A 16,244-nucleotide genomic window follows, 5' to 3' on the forward strand; every position below is an offset into this window, starting at 1 on the left:
CTGCGGGGCGCGGGGAGGCCTGTGCGTGCGCGGAAGGCGCGCCGCGAGCGCGGCCCCCCGCGGGATCGGCCGCTGCGCTGCCGGGGCGGGCGGGAGCGTAGATCAACGGCGCGCGGCACGGGCGTGTTTGTGCGCCCGGGTGGCGGCCGTGCGCCGCGGTCGCGCGCACCTCACGCGAGGGCGCGCGCGCCGGCCGCCCTGGGCAATCGTTGCCCGAAGATGCCGGCCAGGAGCTCCCCCGCGCCGTAGTAGCAGAGATAACCGGCCAGCCCGAACTTGAGCAGCACCGCCGACGCGGGCATCGAGAGCAGGACGAGGCTGGCGAGCATCGAGCCGGCGCCCACGGCGAAGAGCCACCTCGACTCCACCATGCCCTTGAGCAAGACCGACGCCGCGACGCGCAGCGCGCCGGCGACGAACGCCCAGACGCCGACGAGGATCACGAAGACCTCGACCACGTGGCCGCGACCGAGCACGAGGAGGCCGAGCAGGAGGCTCGCCACGCCGCGCGCGAGCGAGAGGAGGCGCCTGATGGGCGGCTCGCGCGACGCGCCCAGCATCGACAGGGCGCCGTCGAGCAGCGCGTACGCGGCGAAGGCGGAGACGAGCAGCCGCCACCCCGCGGACGCGCCGTGGCCGACGGAGATCGTCAGGGCGCCGGCGCCCACCGAGATCGCGAGGACGCCTTGAGCGATGAGGATCCACCGGGAGCGCTCCGGCCGCGTCGGCTTCGGAAAGAGCGTCCTCGCGGCGGAGCGGGCGGCGGCGACCGGGTTCTTCGACGCCCGAGGGGCGCGGCCGGCGCCCGCGCCCGGGAGCACGACGGGCATCTCCCGCTCGAGGGGGCGCCCGTCCTTCCACTCGAGATAGCGGACATGGCCGTCCGGCGAGATGCGAAGAAACGAGTTGAGGGGACCGGCCCATGAGCCGCTGTTGAAGTACCAGTCACCGATACGACCTGCCTTGTGGGTGTGCCCGAGCACCGCCACGTCGTGGTCGCCCAGCTCGAGCTCTGCCCGGACCCCGACGACGTGCTCGCCGAGCCGGCCCGGGCTCTGCGCCGGCGTCAACGCCGAGCCGGGGTGCACATCGCCCCTCCCTCCGCGCTGCTTCACGTTCGCCAGAGCGTGTTTCCAGATCGTCAACATCGAGTCGCCGAACTGCTCGAGGACCTCCTCCACGCTCTCGCCGCTCGTGAGGAGGGGAGATCCGTTCTGGTCCTCGAAGATGCCCGCGAAGATGGAGAGCATGCGGCCGAAGCCCGGGTCGTCCCCCGCGTTGAACGGATCGCTCTCGTGCCCGTGGCAGAAGCGGAATCGTTTGCCCCCGAGCTCCCGGACGAACGGCGCGCGCATGCAGGCGAAGAAGGGGTGATGGAAGAAGTCCGTATCGATGAAGTGCGCGAGGTCGATGTCGTGGTTGCCGGGCACGTAGACGAGCCTCAGCGCGGCGAGCTGGTCGAGGAGCGACCGTCGCTTCACGAGCAGGAGGCTGAGGTTCATCTGCCAGAGCTCGAAGAGGTCGCCGAGGATGAAGAGCTCGCCCCCCTCGCTGCCCACGTGGTCGATAAATGCGCGCAGCTCGGGCGTCTTCTTGCCTGTCTCGAAGTTGTCGCGCACGCCGCCGTCACCGAGGTGCAGATCGCTGATGACGAAGATGTCCCTGGCTGCGCCGTCCATCGCCTTGCTCCCGAGGGCCGGGCGATCTCGACATGAGACGGCCGCGTCCCCCGGGCGGCGTGCATCGCAAGCCGCGTGCCGCGATGGCATGCAGGGGAGCGAGCTCGGGTCGAGCGAGCGGGCCTGACCTGGCCTCGCCGCTTCCCTCCTCTGCATCGCTGCACCCACCTCCGATGCCGCCGCCCAGCGAGCCTCAGCGCACGCGAGGCCCCGCCGACGCGCAGGAGCCCATGACGCGCCGCGGAGTCACGCCTGTGCCGCAGGCGGGGCCTGCGCGAGCGGGTCTCGGTAGACCTCGTCCACGGGCAGGGTGCACCCGATCGCCTCCAGGTGCGCGCCCTCTCCGGCGCGGGCCTCCCGGAGCGTCCACGAGTCATCCTCGTTGCGATGGAACACCTCGATGCGCGGTTCGTGCTGCCAGACGAGCACGTACTCCCGGAGCGAGGGGATGAGCCGGTAATGCGCGAACTTCTGCCCGCGGTCGTAGGCCTCTGTGCTGTCGGAGAGCACCTCGACCAGGACGACCGGGTTGAGCGCTGCGTCCTTGTCCTCGAGATCGCGCTCCAGCCTCCCGCACACAACGCTGACGTCGGGATACGTGGACAGTCCGGTCGCCTTCACCCGGACGCGCAGATCGGAGGAGTAGACCGCGCACGGACGCCCGCGGAGCTGCGCCCGGAGCTCGGCGCCGACGCTCAGGCAAAGGCGCGCGTGCTCCGGCGTTCCGCCGGCCATCGCGAAGATCTCGCCGTTCAGGAACTCGTGCTTCGTCGGGCTCGCCCGCTCCCGCTCGAGGTACTCGGCATGGGTAGTGAGGATCCTGCGCGCCGGCTCGTTCATCGGTCCGGCCGAGTATGCCACGCCTGCTCCTCGCAGAGCCAAGGGTGGCCATCCTTCGGGCCGCCCGGTACGGCCCGCCTCAGCTCACTTCGGCCGCGTGGCCTCCATCGAGGCGCGCTGCGCCGCCTCCTCCCGCCGCCGCTGCGCCTCGAGCACGGCGTAGCCCGCCGCGGCCCCGGCCGACGCGCGGCTCTGGGGCTGCGCGGCCGGCGCCGCTGCGGGCGGGGGCGGCGCGGCCGGCGCGGCCGGCGGCGGCACGGGATAAGCGGCGGCCGGCGCCTGAACAGGCTCGCACACGCAACCCGCCACGCCGCGGTCGACGAGCACGAACGCGGACATCCGCATCCCGAGGTCATAACAGGAGCTGGCGCAGTGGGTCGGCCCGCGCTCGGCGGTCTCGAGCTCCGCTGCCGTCTGGTATCCCCGGTTGCAGCCGCCCAGCGCGAGGGCGCTCACGGCCATGAAAGCGAAACCCAGAGTCGATCGATCCATGACCGGCGAGCTACATGGGTCCTCGAGAGACGTCAACGAACCGACATGCACCGCGCCGGCGGGAGGCGCGCGATCGATCAGCGCGTGCAGCGCGTGCAGCGCGTGCAGCGCGTGCAGCGCGTGAGCGCCGCCGCCCGCCTGCGGAGCAGCCCGCGCCACGCCGGTCGCGCGGCCTCGCCGGCCTGAAGCGAGCGCGCTGCGCGGACGGCGCTCGCCACCGCGCTCCTCGCCGTCCTATCCTGGCCGCCATGCCCACCATCCAGAGCACCGCCGAGATCGACGCCGCCTCCGACGAGCTCTTCGCGCTGGGCCAGGACTACGATCTCAGGCTCCAGTGGGACCCGTTCCTCCGCGAGATGCGCTATCGCGACGGCGCGACCGAGCCCGCGGTCGGCGTGCGGGTGTGGGTGCGGGCGAAGAACGGGCTGTCGATGGAGGCCCGGTACATCACGATGAACCCGCCGGAGCAGGTGGCCATCACCATGACCGAGGGGCCGCCGATCTTCCGCCAGTTCTCGGGCGCGTGGCTCTTCAAGGCGCTGTCGCCGCGGCGGACGCGCGTCACCTTCCGCTACAACTTCACGGCGCGACCGCGGGTCCTCGCCCCGGTGCTGGAGCCGGTGATGGCAGCCGTGCTGAAGCGCGATATCGAGAAGCGCCTCGCCGGGCTCAAACAGAGCGCCGAGACGACGGACATCCTGCAGCGCCTCCCGCGGCGCCCTCCGGTGACCGCCTGATCGGTGATCGGTGATCGGCGGGCGCCCCCTCGCTCAGCTCCGCCGCAGCTCAGCGCGATGCTCGCTCCCCGGACACGCCCGATCGCGCGGATGCTCGCTGCCGCCAGCGCGCGAACGCGATCCCGAGACCCGCGAGCGCGAGGGCGATCCCGCCGTCGCTCTGGCCCGGGATGCCGGCCCGGCACGTGCAGCCTCCCCCCTCGGGGTACGCCGGGCCCTGCCCGGGCGTCGCGTCCCCGCCTGCGCCACCTGCGCCGCCGGCGCCGCCTGCCCCGCCCCCGCCGCCTGCCCCGCCCTCGCCGGGCTCGGACGGCGGCGCCACACAGGCGTGCGCGTCGAGGTCGCAGACCTTTCCGGCCTCGCAGTCCGCGTCGCTCGCGCACGCAACGCACGCCGGCGTGCCATCCACGAGGGCGCAGCGCGGCGTCGCGGCGGCGCAAGGCTGGCAGGAAGGCCCGCAGAACGCGGCGACGGCGCACGGCTCGCACAGCGCGGCGCTGTTGCAGTAGGCGCCCGGACCGCAGCCGTTGTTCCCTGCCAGGCCGACGAACTCGCGGCCGCACTGCGCACAGGAGGCCTCGTCCGATAGCGAGTCGCCGCCCGACGAGGCCTGATGGAACGACGCCGGCTCGACGAGCGTGAAGCCGGACTCCGCGAGGCTCACGCTGCCGGTTGCGTTGGCGCCTCGCTCGAAATCCTCGAACTCGCCGACCAGGACAGACATCTCGAGGGCGGAGTGCTCGACGACCGCGACATAGAGGATCTCGATCGGGTACAGGCCCTCTCGGGCGAACGTGACCGTGTTCGTCAGGCGCCAGCTGGGCAACCCGAGCTCCGTCGGCCGCACCACCACCGGATACGCGGCCTGCGCGGCGTCGTGGATCACGACGGCCACGGCGTCGTCGGCGTAAAAGCCGAAGTGGAGCGGCTGATCGACGTGCTCGGGCGGCACGGCCAGATAGCCGCGCAGGCGCATGCCGAACGCCGTGCTGGGGTCGTTCTCGACGAAGTCGCACCCCCCCGCCGGACAGCCGGCGACAGCGTCGCGAAAGTCGCCGAAGCTCATCTGGAGCCCGGTGTCGTTGTTGTTCGAGAGATCGAGCGGCGTCCGCACCACGAAGCTCGCGACGTCGGGCTGCCCATCGTCGATGAAGGCGTTCACCCCCTCGACGAAGTCCTCTCTGTCCAGGAGGCCAAAGTCCTCCAATGGGTCGGACGAGGCGCGGAAAGCACCGCAAAGGCCATTGCCCTCCGTCGCGGGCAGCGGCGCCACCGGATCCCCGGTGATGGCGACGGGCGCGGCCAGCGCTGAGCCTGATGCACCCAGGACGAGCGAGAGGGCGATGGCGGACGACGTGGTGCGGGAGGAAGGTCGGCAGAACATGGACGCTCCGTTCGAAGTAAGGGAGTGCGACCGAGGCAGCCGTTCGCGGAAGCTGCGCGGACGCTGTTCGACGTCACCTGACGGCGATAGCGAGAGGGTACACAGGCGCCCTCACCCCCGATGACGAGAGCACGAAAGGGCGATGAGGCAGCGCCGCGCGCTCCGTCCGCCGCGCTCGCGCACAGCGCGCAACGCGCTCGCTCCCCTCACCCGAGCCGGGCCAGCGCCTCGCGGGACGCGTCCGCCCGCGGATGCCGCAGGCGCTCCCTCAGCGCCGCCGCCTCGGCGAGCAGCTCCCGCCCGCGCGGCGCGTCGCCGCACCGCGCCACGGCGACGCCCGCCCAGTGCAGCGCGTCCGCCCTCGCCCACGCGTCCTCGCCGGCCCACGCGACGGCCGCCCCGGCGAGCGCCGCCGCGGCCGCCACATCCCGCCCGGCGCCCGCACCCCGCGCATCGCCCCCACGCTGCCCGTCCCCACCCCGCCCGCCGTCCGCGCCGCGCCCGAGCGCGCACCGCGCGGCGAGCGTCGCGAGCCGCGCGCGGAACGGCCCGAACCCGCACGTCTCCGCGACGTGCAGCCCCTCCAGCGCCTGCCGCGCGCCCTCGTCGTGCCGCCCGCGCGCGAGCGCGATCCGGGCCGCGAGCTCGTGGCACCGCAGCGCGACCTCCACCTCGCCCGTCGCCGAGGCCCAGCGCCGCGCCTCGCCGAGGTGCGCCTCGGCGGCCGCGACGCTGCCACCACCGTCGCCGCCGTCGCCGTCGCCGCCGCAGCCGTCGCCGCCGCCGCCGCCGCCGCCGCCGCCGCCGCCGCCGCCGTCGCCTCCGCCGCCGTTGCCGCCGCCGCCGTCGAGCAGCGCCAGCCCGAGCAGCGTATGGCCGTGCGCCACGTGCCCTTCCCAGCCGCGCCGCCGGCACGCGGCGATGTTCTGCGCCGTGGCCTCCCGCGCCTTCTCCCGGCGCCCGAGCGCGAGGTCGTGCTCCGACTCCCAGAGCCCGCGGCGCGCGAACGGCGCGTCGCCCATCGACCGGAGCCGCGCGAAGCGCTCGGCCGCCGCGTCGACCTCGCCGAGGTCGTGCAGCACCGCGCCGAGCAGCGCCAGCGCGCGCACGGCGTGGGCGCGATCCGCGCCGCGCTCCGCGACCTCCGCCGAGCGCTCGACAAGCCGGCGCGCCCCGGCGAGCTCGCCGCGCAGCCGCCGCGTGTACGCCAGCGTGCGCAGGCCGGTCGCGAGCGGCGCCGGGTCGGCGAGCGCCTCGGCGGCCTCGTTGTGCGCCTCGTAGCAGGCGCAGGCGAACGCGAGATCGCCGAGCGCGCCCGCGTAGAGCCCCGCGTCGTACGCGAGCGCCGCCCGCACGCGCGCGGGCAGCGACGCCGGCATGCCCCCGGGATCGTCGCCGCCGGCGAACGCGCGCAGGATGCGGGCGCCGCGCGCCATGTCGCCGAGCTTCAGCCCGAGGTTCTCGAAGCCCCCGAGGCCGATCGAATAGATGTCGTACGCCTCGCCCGCGCGCCCGGCCCCGAGCAGCTCCACGATCACCGCCTCGTACGCGTCGAGCGCGGGGCGCTCCCGCGGCGGCCGGCGCGGCGCCTCGTCGAGGCGCCGCGCCGGCGCGGCGCTCCCCGCGGCGTGGACGCGCTCCGGCGGCACGCCCAGCAGCGCCTTGAAGTGCTGCCGCACGAACGGGTGCGTCGAGTAGCAGACCTCGCCCTGCCGCGCCGCGAACACGAGCCCTAGCCGCTCGAGCCGCGCGAGCCCGCGCGCGAGCTCCGCGGCGCCCCACCCGGCCATGGCGCCCGCGATCTCGCCGCCGGCATGGGCGAGCTGGAGCAGCGCCGCCTCGCCCGCGCCGCCCGGGAACACCGACAGGCGCGCGAGCAGGTCCCGCTCGCCCGGCGGGAGCGCGCGCGCGTAGGCCGACAGCACCGAGCTCAGGCGGCGGGCGAGCGCGTCGTCGCGCTCCGCCTCGGCGAGCTGCGCCGCGGCGAGCCGCCCCGCGTCGCCGCCGAGGAACGCGCCCACGTACGAGCCGACAACGGCGACCGAGAGCGCGTGGCCGCCCGTCCGGTCGAGCAGCGCGCGCAGCGCGCCGTCGTCGCCGCGGATCCCCCAGCGCCGCAGCAGCGACGCGGCGTCGTCCGGGGACAGCGACGCCGGCCGGATCGCCGCGAGCCCGCCGTCGGCCCACGCGGCGAGATCCGCGAGCTCGAAGCGCGACGTGACGAGCGCGCGCGCGCCGCCGAGCCCGGCCGCGATCGCGCAGAGCAGCCGCCTGAGGAGCGCGTCGCGGAGCTCGCCGTGCGCGCGCCCGGCGCTCCCGTCGGCCTGCACGGTCTCGAGCCCGTCGAGCACGAGCAGGTGGGGCGGCCCCTGCCCCAGCGCCGCCCTGAGCCGCGCGAGCTGCTCGCCGGGCGCCGCCGTCGCCGGCGGCGCGGGGGCGCCGGAGCCGCCCGCGCCCGGCGCGAAGTAGGCCGCCGCCTGGTCCAGGAACGCCTCGGTCCTGGGGTCGTCGTAGAAGCTCCAGACGAGCACCCCGCCAGGCCGCGGGGCGTCGCCGAGGCCCTGGAGGAAGCGCTCGGCGATCGCGGTCTTGCCCGCCCCGCCCACGCCGAGGAGCGCGATGACCCGCGGCTCGGGCGGCGAGGCGTCGGCCCACGCGGCGAGCCGCTCGAGGACCTCCGCGCGCCCGACGAAGTGCCGCGCGCGCTGGAGCGTGTGCGCGTGCAGCGGGCGCCACGCCGGGGCGCCTCCCTGGAGACCCGCGGGGGCGGCGACCGGCGGCCTCTCCTCCACCGCGGTCGCACGCGCCTCCACCGTGGCAGCAGGCGCCTCCGCCGCGGCAGCAGGCGCCTCCACCGCGGCAGCAGGGGCCTCCGCCGCGGCCGCAGGGGCCTCCGCCGGCGCGCCTCCGGCCTTGCCGACGAGCAGCTCCGCCTCGGCGATGCCCAGCTCGGCGCTGAGCCGCTCGAGGATGCGCCGCCGCGACGGGCTCCGGACCGAGAAGCCGAGCCGCGGATCGTTGACCGCGCCCGACTCGTAGCGGCGGTAGGTCCGCACATCGACGCCGATCGACGCGGCGACCTGCTCCTGCGTGAGGTCGAGCTCTAGCCGCGCCCTCTGGAGGAGCGTGTGGTTGAAACGGACCGCGGGCTCCGCGCCGCGCCCCGCCCTGGGGACCTGTGCCATCGCTGCGAGCGATCGATGATCGGCGACGCCGCGCCCTCCTGTCCACCGCGCTGCCCTGCCCCCTGCCCGGCTCCCGCGCCTTGCCCGGCTCCTGCGCCTTGCCCGGCTCCTGCCCCCTGCCCGGTCCTGCCCGGTCCCGCCCTTCCGGATCCGGTCCGCCCGGACGCATGGTCCACGCATGAGCACGATGCACGCCGCACGACCCGCCGCCCAGCGAACCGCTTACGCCGACGACCTCCGCGTCTTCACGGTGACGGACCTCCTGTCGCCCGAGGAATGCGCCGGCTTCATCCGCCTCGCCGAGTCGCGCGGCTTCGAGCAGGCGCCGATCGGCGGCACGAACGTCGTCAACCTCGAGGTGCGCAACAACGGCCGCGTCCTCCTCGACGATCCGGCGCTCGCCGTGCGCCTCTGGGAGCGGCTCGCGCCGTGGACGCCGCCCCTCTGGGGCGTCCACCACGCCGTCGGGCTGAACGAGCGCTTCCGGTACTACCGGTACACGGAGGGCGAGTACTTCAACTGGCACGGCGACGGGTCGTTCGTGCGATCGGAGATCGAGCGGAGCCTGTTCACCGCGATGATCTACCTGAACGACGACTTCGAGGGCGGCACCACCGACTTCTGGGGCGCGCGCGGCATCACCCCGCAGCGCGGGATGGCCCTCGTGTTCGAGCACCGGCGGCTCCACCGGGGCGCCGCCGTGACGCGCGGGCGCAAGTACGTGCTCCGCACCGACGTCATGTACCGGCGCGGCTGATCCCTCACCGCAGCCGGGGCGCGCCCGCCAGCGCCTCGGCGAGGCGCGGCAGCACGTCGCCGGCGCGCGCCTCGACCTTCAGCGCGCCGAGCTCCTCGCCGCGCGCCGACCCCAGGTTGACCATGGCGATCGGGATCCCCCGCTGCGCGGCGCGCAGCACGAAGCGGTAGCCCGAGAAGACCGCCAGCGAGGAGCCCACGACGAGGAGCGCGTCCGCCGCGTCGACGAGCGCGAACGCCTCGTCCACGATCGGCCGCGCCACGTTCTCGCCGAAGAAGACGACGCGCGGCTTGAGAGGCCCGTCGCAGCGGAGGCACGGCGGCGCCTGGAAACCGGCGACCTGCTCGGCCGGCAGATCGGCGTCGCCGTCGGGCGCGAGGTCGGCCGCGAGGCGCAGCCAGCCGGGGTTCCTCGCGAGGAGCCGCTCCTGCAGCGCGGCGCGCGCCTCCAGGGCGCCGCACGCGAGGCAGGCGACCTCGGAGAGCGTCCCGTGCAGCTCGATCACGCGCCGGCTGCCCGCGGCCTGGTGCAGGCCGTCGACGTTCTGCGTGATCAGGCCGTGGAGCAGCCCGTCGTTCTCGAGCCGCGCCAGGGCGCGGTGCGCCGGGTTGGGCTCGGCCCGGGAGAACCGCTCCCAGCCGAGCACCGCGCGCGCCCAGTAGCGCTGCCGGATCTCGGCCGAGCGCGAGAACTCCCGCCCCTGGATCGGGTTGCGCGCGCGGCGCCGCGTCTCGGGCCCGCGGTAATCCGGGATGCCCGACTCGGTGCTGCACCCGGCGCCCGTCAGCGCCACCAGCCGCTTGCCGCGCAGGAGCGCGATGAGGTCGTCCAGCGGTCCGGCGGCGGCGAGCGCTTCGCTGAGCGGCATACGCCCCGTTGTGGCCCGCCGCGCCCGGCCTCGCCAGCCAGGCGAGATGCCCCCGACAGACCTGCGCCTTGAAACCCTTGACGGACCTCTCTGAACGTGTCATAGGTCACTTGAAACTGATTTTCTTTATCAGGTAGCAGCGGCCCGCGACTCGACGTCCAGCGCCCGATGACCCGAGCCCACGTGGCTCTCGAAGCCCATCGGAGCTGGATGTGACGACGAGCCCATTTCGACGTTCGAGTCGACGCCGCGCCTCGACGCCCTCGGCAAGGCGCACGTGGGCGCCGGCGGCCGCGCGTCTCGACGCCGCGGCGGCGCCCTCGCGCCTGTCCTCACCTCGCGCGCGGCGGCGCGACGGCGCCGGGAGCGCGGCCGAGCGTCGATTGATGCGCTGGAGACGCGCCCTGGTCGCGCCCGCCGCGGTCGGACGGCGCGACGGCGGTCCGTCGCGTCGAGCCCGCGGCGGCCCAGGCGCCGAGCGCGCGGGCCGCGGGCGGCCTGGCGCGCTCCCGCGCTAGCTCCGGAGACACCGCCGCTGCCGCGCGGCGACGGCCCGGGGCGCTGGCCCGAGCGCCGCGCCGCCGTCGCCACCACCGATTCCACACCTCGCAAGGAGTGTTTCGATGACTTCTTCCATTTCGATGCAGGACGCCGTCGGCCTGCCCGCGCAGAGCGCCGGGCAGCTCTTGAAGCAATACACCCCTGAATCGGCGTTCTTCTTCTCGTCGCCGACACGCACCCTCCTCGCGCAGGGCGCGCACGACATGATCCTCGAGCCGAACGACGGCGACCGCCTGCCCGACCGCGTCGCGCGGCTGCTATCGACACACGGGAGAGCGGGCCAGGGGCTCCCGGTGGTGGTCGGCGCGGTGCCGTTCAACAGCACGTCGCCCGCGCACCTCATCGTGCCGAGGTCGGTGCAGGCCGCCGGCCCGCTGAACCCCGCCATGGACGCCCTCCGGCGAGAGCCGCCTGTCGCGATCCAGGAGCTGCGCAGGATCCCGGAGCCGCGCGAGTACGTGCGCGCCGTCGAGACGGCGGTGGGCCTGATGCGGTCCGAGGCGCTGAGCAAGGTGGTGCTCTCCAGGATGCTGGAGATGACGCTGCGAGAGCCGGTCGATCTCCGCCACGTCCTCCAGCGCCTCTCGCAGCAGAACCGGAGCGGCTACACCTTCGCCGCCAACCTCTCCGATCCTGTCGCCGGGGCGTCGGGCCTCGATCGCGGCGCCGCCGGCGCGCGGCCGCGGACGCTGATCGGCGCCAGTCCGGAGCTGCTCCTGTCGCGCTCCGGATTCAGGGTCATCGCCAATCCGCTGGCCGGCTCCGCGATCCGCAGCCCGGACCCGGACGAGGACCGGCGGCGGGCGATCGCCCTGCTCGCGTCCGAGAAGGACCGGCACGAGCACGCGATCGTCGTCGACGCTGTCGCCGCCGCGCTCCGGCCGTTCTGCCGGCGCCTGAGCGTCCCCGAGGAGCCGTCGCTCACGCAGACGGCGAACCTGTGGCACCTGTCGAGCCGGATCACCGGGGAGCTCCGCGATCTCTCGATCTCCTCGATGAAGCTGGCCACCGCGCTCCACCCGACGCCCGCGGTGTGCGGATACCCCACCGAGCGCGCCCGCGCGGCGATCGAGGCGATCGAGCCGTTCGATCGGGGCTTCTTCACCGGGCTCGTGGGCTGGTGCGACGCCACCGGCGACGGCGAGTGGGCGGTCGCCATCCGCTGCGCCGACATCGCTGGTCGCGCGCTCCGCCTGTACGCCGGCGCCGGGATCGTCATCGGCTCCGACGGCGAGCGCGAGCTCGCCGAGACCTCCGCCAAGCTCGGCACCATGCTGACCGCGCTCGGCCTCGATCGGGCGCCGGAGATCGCATGAGGCCCGTCGAGGACGCGCTGGACGTGGAGCGCGCGGAGGAGCGCGGGCGGGCGCTGGACGGCTTCACTCCATGGCCGCCCGAGATGGCCGATCTCTACCGTCGCGCCGGCACCTGGCGCGGTGAGACGTTCGGGGAGCTGCTCCGCGAGCGCGCCGCGCGGCACCCGGACCGGATCGCGCTCGTCGGCGACGGTCGCCGGCTGAGCTACGGTGAGCTCGACCATCGCGCCGATCGCCTCGCCGCGGGCCTCTTTCGCCTGGGGATCCAGCCCGGGGACCGCGTCGTGGTCCAGCTCCCGAACATCGCGGAGTTCTTCGAGGTGTGCTTTGCGCTGTTCCGGCTCGGCGCGCTCCCCGTGCTGGCGCTGCCCGCCCACCGGCGCTCCGAGATCGGGTATTTCTGCCAGCACACCGGGGCTGTCGCCCACGTCATCGCGGACCGGGACGGCGGGTTCGACTACCGCGAGCTCGCCAGGCAGGTCCAGCGCGAGGCCACGACCCTGAAGCACGTGATCGTGGCCGGCGATCCGGGCGAGTTCACGGCGCTCTCCAGCCTGTATATCGACCCCATCGAGCTCCCGCGCCCCGCCGCGGGCGACGTCGCCTTCTTTCAGCTCTCCGGCGGGAGCACCGGCGTGCCCAAGCTGATCCCGCGGACGCACGACGACTACCTCTACAGCGTGCGGGCCAGCGCGGAGATCTGCGCGCTCGACGCCGGGAGCGTGTACCTGGCCGTCCTCCCGGTCGCGCACAACTTCACCCTCAGCTCGCCAGGGAGCCTCGGCGCCCTGTACGCCGGCGGCCGCGTGGTGCTCAGCCGTCGTCCCAGCCCGGACGAGGCGTTCGCCTGGATCGAGCGGGAGAAGGTCACGATCACCGCCCTCGTGCCGCCCCTCGCGTCGCTGTGGCTGGAGTCGGCCCGGACGGCGCGACACGACCTGTCGAGCCTGAAGGTGCTCCAGGTGGGCGGCGCAAAGCTGTCCGCGGAGGTCGCGCGCCGCGTGCGGCCCGCGCTGGGCTGCGCCCTGCAGCAGGTGTTCGGGATGGCCGAGGGGCTGGTCAACTACACCCGCCTCGACGATCCGGACGACATCACCCTCGAGACGCAGGGCCGGCCCATCTCACCCCATGACGAGATCCGGGTCGTGGACGACGAGGACCGCGACCTCGAGATCGGGCAGGTCGGTCACCTGCTCACGCGAGGCCCCTACACGATCCGGGGGTATTACCGGGCCGACGCGCACAACGCGAAGGCGTTCACGCGCGACGGCTTCTACCGCACCGGCGATCTCGTGCGGCGGACGCCGGCCGGCTACCTGATCGTGGAGGGCCGCGCCAAGGACCAGATCAACCGCGGGGGCGAGAAGATCGCGGCCGAGGAGGTGGAGAACCACGTCCTCGCCCACCCGGAGGTGCGCGACGCGGCGCTCGTCGCCATGCCGGACGCGCTCCTCGGCGAGCGGTCGTGCGCGTTCCTCGTGCCCCGCGGGCAGCCGCCGGCCGCGCGGGAGATCAACGCCTTCCTGCGCGAGCGCGGCGTCGCGCAGTACAAGGTGCCCGATCGCATCGAGTGGCTCGACGCCCTGCCCACGACGAGCGTCGGCAAGGTCGACAAGAAGGCGCTCCGGCGGTGGATCGCCGAGCGGCTCGAGCAGGGCGCGCGCGCCTGAAGCGCGGCGCGGGCGGAGGCGGCGCCGCGCTGCCGGCCCGCGGACACGAGACGTTGTGACCACGTGAGAGAGGAACCACCATGGGCATCCCCAGAATCCAGACCTATCCCATGCCACGCGCCGACGAGATCCCGCAGAGCCGGGTGTCGTGGCGCCCGGATCCGAGGCGCGCAGTCCTCCTGATCCACGACATGCAGCAATATTTCCTCGGCTATTACGACACCGCGGCGTCGCCTGTCGTCGAGCTGCTCTCCAACACCCGCCTCGTCCGGGAGCGCTGCGCGGCGAGCGGGATCCCGGTCGTGTACACGCAGCAGCCCGGCGAGCAGACGGACGCGCAGCGCGGCCTGCTGCTGGACCTCTGGGGGCCGGGGCTCACGCAGCAGCCGGAAAAGCAAGGGATCGTGAGCGAGCTCTCGCCGCGAGCCGGCGATACCGTCCTCACCAAGTGGCGTTACAGCGCCTTCCAGCGTACCGAGCTGCTGGAGCTCATGCGCCGGTGGGGCCGCGACCAGCTCATCGTGTGCGGGGTCTACGCGCACATCGGGTGCCTCTTGACCGCGTGCGAGGCGTTCATGAACGACATCCAGCCGTTCTTCGTCACCGACGCGACCGCGGATTTCTCCCGGGAGCAGCACGAGATGGCCATCGCCTACGTGGCCCAGCGGTGCGGCGTCGCGCTCCCGACCGGCGAGGTGGTGGCCGCGCTCGCGCCCCGCGACAGGGCGGGTGTCCCGCCACGCGACGTGGCGGCGCCGCCCGGGTGGGCGCTCGACCGGGCGCCTGGCCTCGATCGCCTGCGCGCCGACGTCGCCGAGATCCTGGAGCAGCCTGTCTCCATGATCTCCGAGCACGAGGGCTTCCTCGATCTCGGGCTCGACTCGATCCGCATCATGACCCTCGTCGAGCGGTGGCGCGAGGCAGGGATCGAGGTCGCCTTCGTCGAGCTCGCCGAGCGCCCGACGCTGGCCGAGTGGTGGGAGCTCCTGTCGACCCGGCTCCCGCGCGACGCCGGCCGCGCGCAGCGGCCCCGCGCGGAGGCGCCCAGCCAGGAGGCCGCGGGCTGACAGCCCACGTCATCGACAAGGCACATCTCAGGTCACCATGAGTCGAACCGAGACATCCCCTGCAAAGACGGTGGCGCGCACGCCGCCGCGCCTCCTCGAGGTGCTGCGCGCGGCCGCGATCTCCCCCCGCATGCGGCGGATCACGCTGGGCGGCGAGGCGATCGCGGGGTTCCCCGCGCGGAGCGACGGCGCGCACATCAAGGTGTTCTTCCCGCGCGGCGACCAGGCAGCGCCGGAGCTGCCCACGCTGGGCCCAGACGGCCCCGTGTGGCCTCCGATGCCCCGCCGGCCGATCACGCGGACCTACTCGGTGCGCAGGTACGACGCGCAGGCCGGAGAGCTGGACGTGGACTTCGTGTTGCACGGCGACGATGGCCCCGCGTCGCGGTGGGCCCGCCGCGCCAGGCCCGGCGACCGGCTCGGCATCGCCGGGCCCGGCGGCCCCGATCCGATGCTCGGCCCCGCCGACTGGCACCTCCTCGCGGGCGATCTCTCCGCGCTGCCGGCGATCGCCGCGCTGCTCGAGACCCTGCCGGCGACGGCGCGCGGCCACGCCCTCGTCGCCGTCCCCGACGCGGCGGAGGTCCAGCCCCTCGAGCGCCCGCCGAACGTCGCGCTGACATGGGTCATCCTGGAGGGAGCGCACGCCCCGAGCCCCCGGCTGGAGCAGGCCGTCCGCGCGCTGACGTGGCCTGAAGGGCGCGTGTTCGCCTGGGTCGCTGGCGAGTCGTCGTCCGTCCTCGCGATCCGCGATCACCTGCTCGACGAGCGCGGCCTCGGGCGCGAGGCGATGTACGCGATTCCCTACTGGAAGGCGAGCCTGTCCGAGGAGGCGTACCACGCGGAGCGGCACCGGGTCATGGACGGGCTCGACAGGGCATGACGAGGAGCGAACCGATGGAGTTCAAGCACAGGACCGCGCTCGTCACGGGCGCCGCCCAGGGGATCGGAGAGGCCGTCGCGCGCGCGCTCGCGGCGCGCGGCGCGGCCGTGGCGGCGCTGGACGCGAACGAGGAGCGCCTCGGCGCCGTGGTCGCCGATCTCAAGGCGAGCGACCGCCGCGCCGCGGCCTACGCGGTGGACGTCGCCGACGCCGAGGCCGTGGAGCGCGTCGTCGACAGGGTCGAGCGAGAGCTCGGCCCGATCGAGCTGCTGGTCAACGTGGCCGGCGTGCTGCACGTGAGCCCCGCCCTCTCGCTGACCGACGAGGCGTGGGAGCGCACCTTCGCGGTCAACACGACGGGGGTGTTCAACGTGGGCCGGGCCGTGGCGCGCCGCATGGTGCCGCGCCGATCCGGGTCGATCGTGACGGTCGGGTCCAACGCCGCGCGCACGCCGCGGATGCACATGTCGGCCTACGCGGCCTCGAAGGCGGCCGCGGCCCAGTGGACGAAGTGCCTCGGCCTGGAGCTCGCGCAGCACGACATCCGGTGCAACGTGGTGTCCCCTGGGTCGACGGACACGCCGATGCAGCGCGCGCTCTGGTCGGACGAGCGCGGCGCGCAGGCGGTCATCGCCGGCTCCCCCGCGGCGTTCAAGCTGGGGATCCCGCTGAACCGGATCGCCTCCACGGACGACGTCGCCGCGGCGGTGCTGTTCCTGCTCTCGGATCAGGCGCGGCACATCACGATGCACGACCTCTGCGTCGACGGCGGCGCGACGCTGGGGGCCTGATCCGGCCGCCCGCG

General features: G+C 74.4%; 14 protein-coding genes. 8 read left to right on the forward strand and 6 right to left on the reverse strand.

Translation table 11 applies throughout. The features are described from left to right. Positions 1 to 170: 170 nt before the first annotated feature. From WME76_RS16330 to WME76_RS16340, 3 genes are all read right to left on the reverse strand, one after another. The gene (locus tag WME76_RS16330) at positions 171 to 1,679 is read right to left on the reverse strand and encodes a metallophosphoesterase (RefSeq protein WP_437961019.1); all 1,509 of its coding nucleotides are present in this window, start codon (positions 1,677 to 1,679) and stop codon (positions 171 to 173) included. Between the two features lie 246 nt (positions 1,680 to 1,925). Beyond that, a complete protein-coding gene (locus WME76_RS16335) occupies positions 1,926 to 2,519 on the reverse strand; it encodes a Uma2 family endonuclease (protein ID WP_437962118.1) in 594 nt (197 codons plus the stop codon). Between the two features lie 84 nt (positions 2,520 to 2,603). Continuing rightward, complete coding sequence (locus tag WME76_RS16340; protein ID WP_437961020.1) at positions 2,604 to 2,981, reverse strand: hypothetical protein; 378 nt, start codon at positions 2,979 to 2,981, stop codon at positions 2,604 to 2,606. A 75-nt stretch (positions 2,982 to 3,056) separates the two neighbouring features. Here WME76_RS16340 and WME76_RS16345 point away from each other — a divergent pair, with 75 nt between their 5' ends. Together WME76_RS16345 and WME76_RS16350 are read left to right on the forward strand one after the other, a co-directional pair. Next, a complete protein-coding gene (locus WME76_RS16345) occupies positions 3,057 to 3,197 on the forward strand; it encodes a hypothetical protein (protein ID WP_437961021.1) in 141 nt (46 codons plus the stop codon). 62 nt (positions 3,198 to 3,259) lie between these two features. After that, positions 3,260 to 3,748, forward strand: coding sequence for a type II toxin-antitoxin system RatA family toxin (locus WME76_RS16350; RefSeq protein ID WP_437961022.1), 489 nt, complete (start codon positions 3,260 to 3,262; stop codon positions 3,746 to 3,748). A 49-nt stretch (positions 3,749 to 3,797) separates the two neighbouring features. Here the strand turns inward: WME76_RS16350 and traA are convergent, their stop codons facing one another. Together traA and WME76_RS16360 are read right to left on the reverse strand one after the other, a co-directional pair. After that, positions 3,798 to 5,132: an outer membrane exchange protein TraA family protein gene (traA, locus tag WME76_RS16355; protein WP_437961023.1), complete on the reverse strand. Its 1,335-nt coding sequence runs from the start codon at positions 5,130 to 5,132 to the stop codon at positions 3,798 to 3,800. Positions 5,133 to 5,338: 206 nt separating this feature from the next. After that, positions 5,339 to 8,317: a helix-turn-helix domain-containing protein gene (locus WME76_RS16360; RefSeq protein ID WP_437961024.1), complete on the reverse strand. Its 2,979-nt coding sequence runs from the start codon at positions 8,315 to 8,317 to the stop codon at positions 5,339 to 5,341. 178 nt (positions 8,318 to 8,495) lie between these two features. Between WME76_RS16360 and WME76_RS16365 the strand changes: the two genes are divergently transcribed. Beyond that, on the forward strand, positions 8,496 to 9,074 hold the full coding sequence (locus tag WME76_RS16365; protein ID WP_437961025.1) for a prolyl hydroxylase family protein: 579 nt from the start codon (positions 8,496 to 8,498) through the stop codon (positions 9,072 to 9,074). 4 nt (positions 9,075 to 9,078) lie between these two features. Here WME76_RS16365 and WME76_RS16370 read toward each other — a convergent pair whose 3' ends face one another. Continuing rightward, entirely contained in the window at positions 9,079 to 9,942 is an 864-nt protein-coding gene (locus tag WME76_RS16370) for an NAD-dependent protein deacetylase (protein ID WP_437961026.1), read from the reverse strand. A 623-nt stretch (positions 9,943 to 10,565) separates the two neighbouring features. Between WME76_RS16370 and dhbC the strand changes: the two genes are divergently transcribed. The 5 genes from dhbC (at position 10,566) to WME76_RS16395 (ending at position 16,230) form a co-directional block, all read left to right on the forward strand. After that, positions 10,566 to 11,819, forward strand: a complete 1,254-nt coding sequence (gene dhbC, locus WME76_RS16375; RefSeq protein ID WP_437961027.1) for an isochorismate synthase DhbC — start codon at positions 10,566 to 10,568, stop codon at positions 11,817 to 11,819. Further along, entirely contained in the window at positions 11,816 to 13,489 is a 1,674-nt protein-coding gene (locus WME76_RS16380) for a (2,3-dihydroxybenzoyl)adenylate synthase (protein WP_437961028.1), read from the forward strand. Before dhbC ends, WME76_RS16380 begins: the two co-directional genes overlap by 4 nt. 80 nt (positions 13,490 to 13,569) lie before the next feature. Next, positions 13,570 to 14,556, forward strand: coding sequence for an isochorismatase family protein (locus tag WME76_RS16385; RefSeq protein ID WP_437961029.1), 987 nt, complete (start codon positions 13,570 to 13,572; stop codon positions 14,554 to 14,556). A gap of 37 nt (positions 14,557 to 14,593) precedes the next feature. Next, positions 14,594 to 15,439, forward strand: a complete 846-nt coding sequence (locus WME76_RS16390; RefSeq protein ID WP_437961030.1) for a siderophore-interacting protein — start codon at positions 14,594 to 14,596, stop codon at positions 15,437 to 15,439. A gap of 14 nt (positions 15,440 to 15,453) precedes the next feature. Continuing rightward, a complete protein-coding gene (locus WME76_RS16395) occupies positions 15,454 to 16,230 on the forward strand; it encodes a 2,3-dihydro-2,3-dihydroxybenzoate dehydrogenase (RefSeq protein WP_437961031.1) in 777 nt (258 codons plus the stop codon). The last annotated feature ends 14 nt before the right edge of the window (positions 16,231 to 16,244 follow it).

The sequence above is a fragment of the Sorangium sp. So ce119 genome, assembly GCF_051524405.1.
Lineage (GTDB): Bacteria > Myxococcota_A > Polyangia > Polyangiales > Polyangiaceae > Sorangium > Sorangium cellulosum_G.

Coding starts and splice junctions, on each gene's coding strand:
- WME76_RS16330 (WP_437961019.1), bottom strand. CDS start 1,679: ATGGACGGCGCAGCCAGGGACATCTTCGTCATCAGCGATCTGCACCTC.
- WME76_RS16335 (WP_437962118.1), bottom strand. CDS start 2,519: ATGAACGAGCCGGCGCGCAGGATCCTCACTACCCATGCCGAGTACCTC.
- WME76_RS16340 (WP_437961020.1), bottom strand. CDS start 2,981: ATGGCCGTGAGCGCCCTCGCGCTGGGCGGCTGCAACCGGGGATACCAG.
- WME76_RS16345 (WP_437961021.1), top strand. CDS start 3,057: ATGCACCGCGCCGGCGGGAGGCGCGCGATCGATCAGCGCGTGCAGCGC.
- WME76_RS16350 (WP_437961022.1), top strand. CDS start 3,260: ATGCCCACCATCCAGAGCACCGCCGAGATCGACGCCGCCTCCGACGAG.
- traA (WP_437961023.1), bottom strand. CDS start 5,132: ATGTTCTGCCGACCTTCCTCCCGCACCACGTCGTCCGCCATCGCCCTC.
- WME76_RS16360 (WP_437961024.1), bottom strand. CDS start 8,317: ATGGCACAGGTCCCCAGGGCGGGGCGCGGCGCGGAGCCCGCGGTCCGT.
- WME76_RS16365 (WP_437961025.1), top strand. CDS start 8,496: ATGAGCACGATGCACGCCGCACGACCCGCCGCCCAGCGAACCGCTTAC.
- WME76_RS16370 (WP_437961026.1), bottom strand. CDS start 9,942: ATGCCGCTCAGCGAAGCGCTCGCCGCCGCCGGACCGCTGGACGACCTC.
- dhbC (WP_437961027.1), top strand. CDS start 10,566: ATGACTTCTTCCATTTCGATGCAGGACGCCGTCGGCCTGCCCGCGCAG.
- WME76_RS16380 (WP_437961028.1), top strand. CDS start 11,816: ATGAGGCCCGTCGAGGACGCGCTGGACGTGGAGCGCGCGGAGGAGCGC.
- WME76_RS16385 (WP_437961029.1), top strand. CDS start 13,570: ATGGGCATCCCCAGAATCCAGACCTATCCCATGCCACGCGCCGACGAG.
- WME76_RS16390 (WP_437961030.1), top strand. CDS start 14,594: ATGAGTCGAACCGAGACATCCCCTGCAAAGACGGTGGCGCGCACGCCG.
- WME76_RS16395 (WP_437961031.1), top strand. CDS start 15,454: ATGGAGTTCAAGCACAGGACCGCGCTCGTCACGGGCGCCGCCCAGGGG.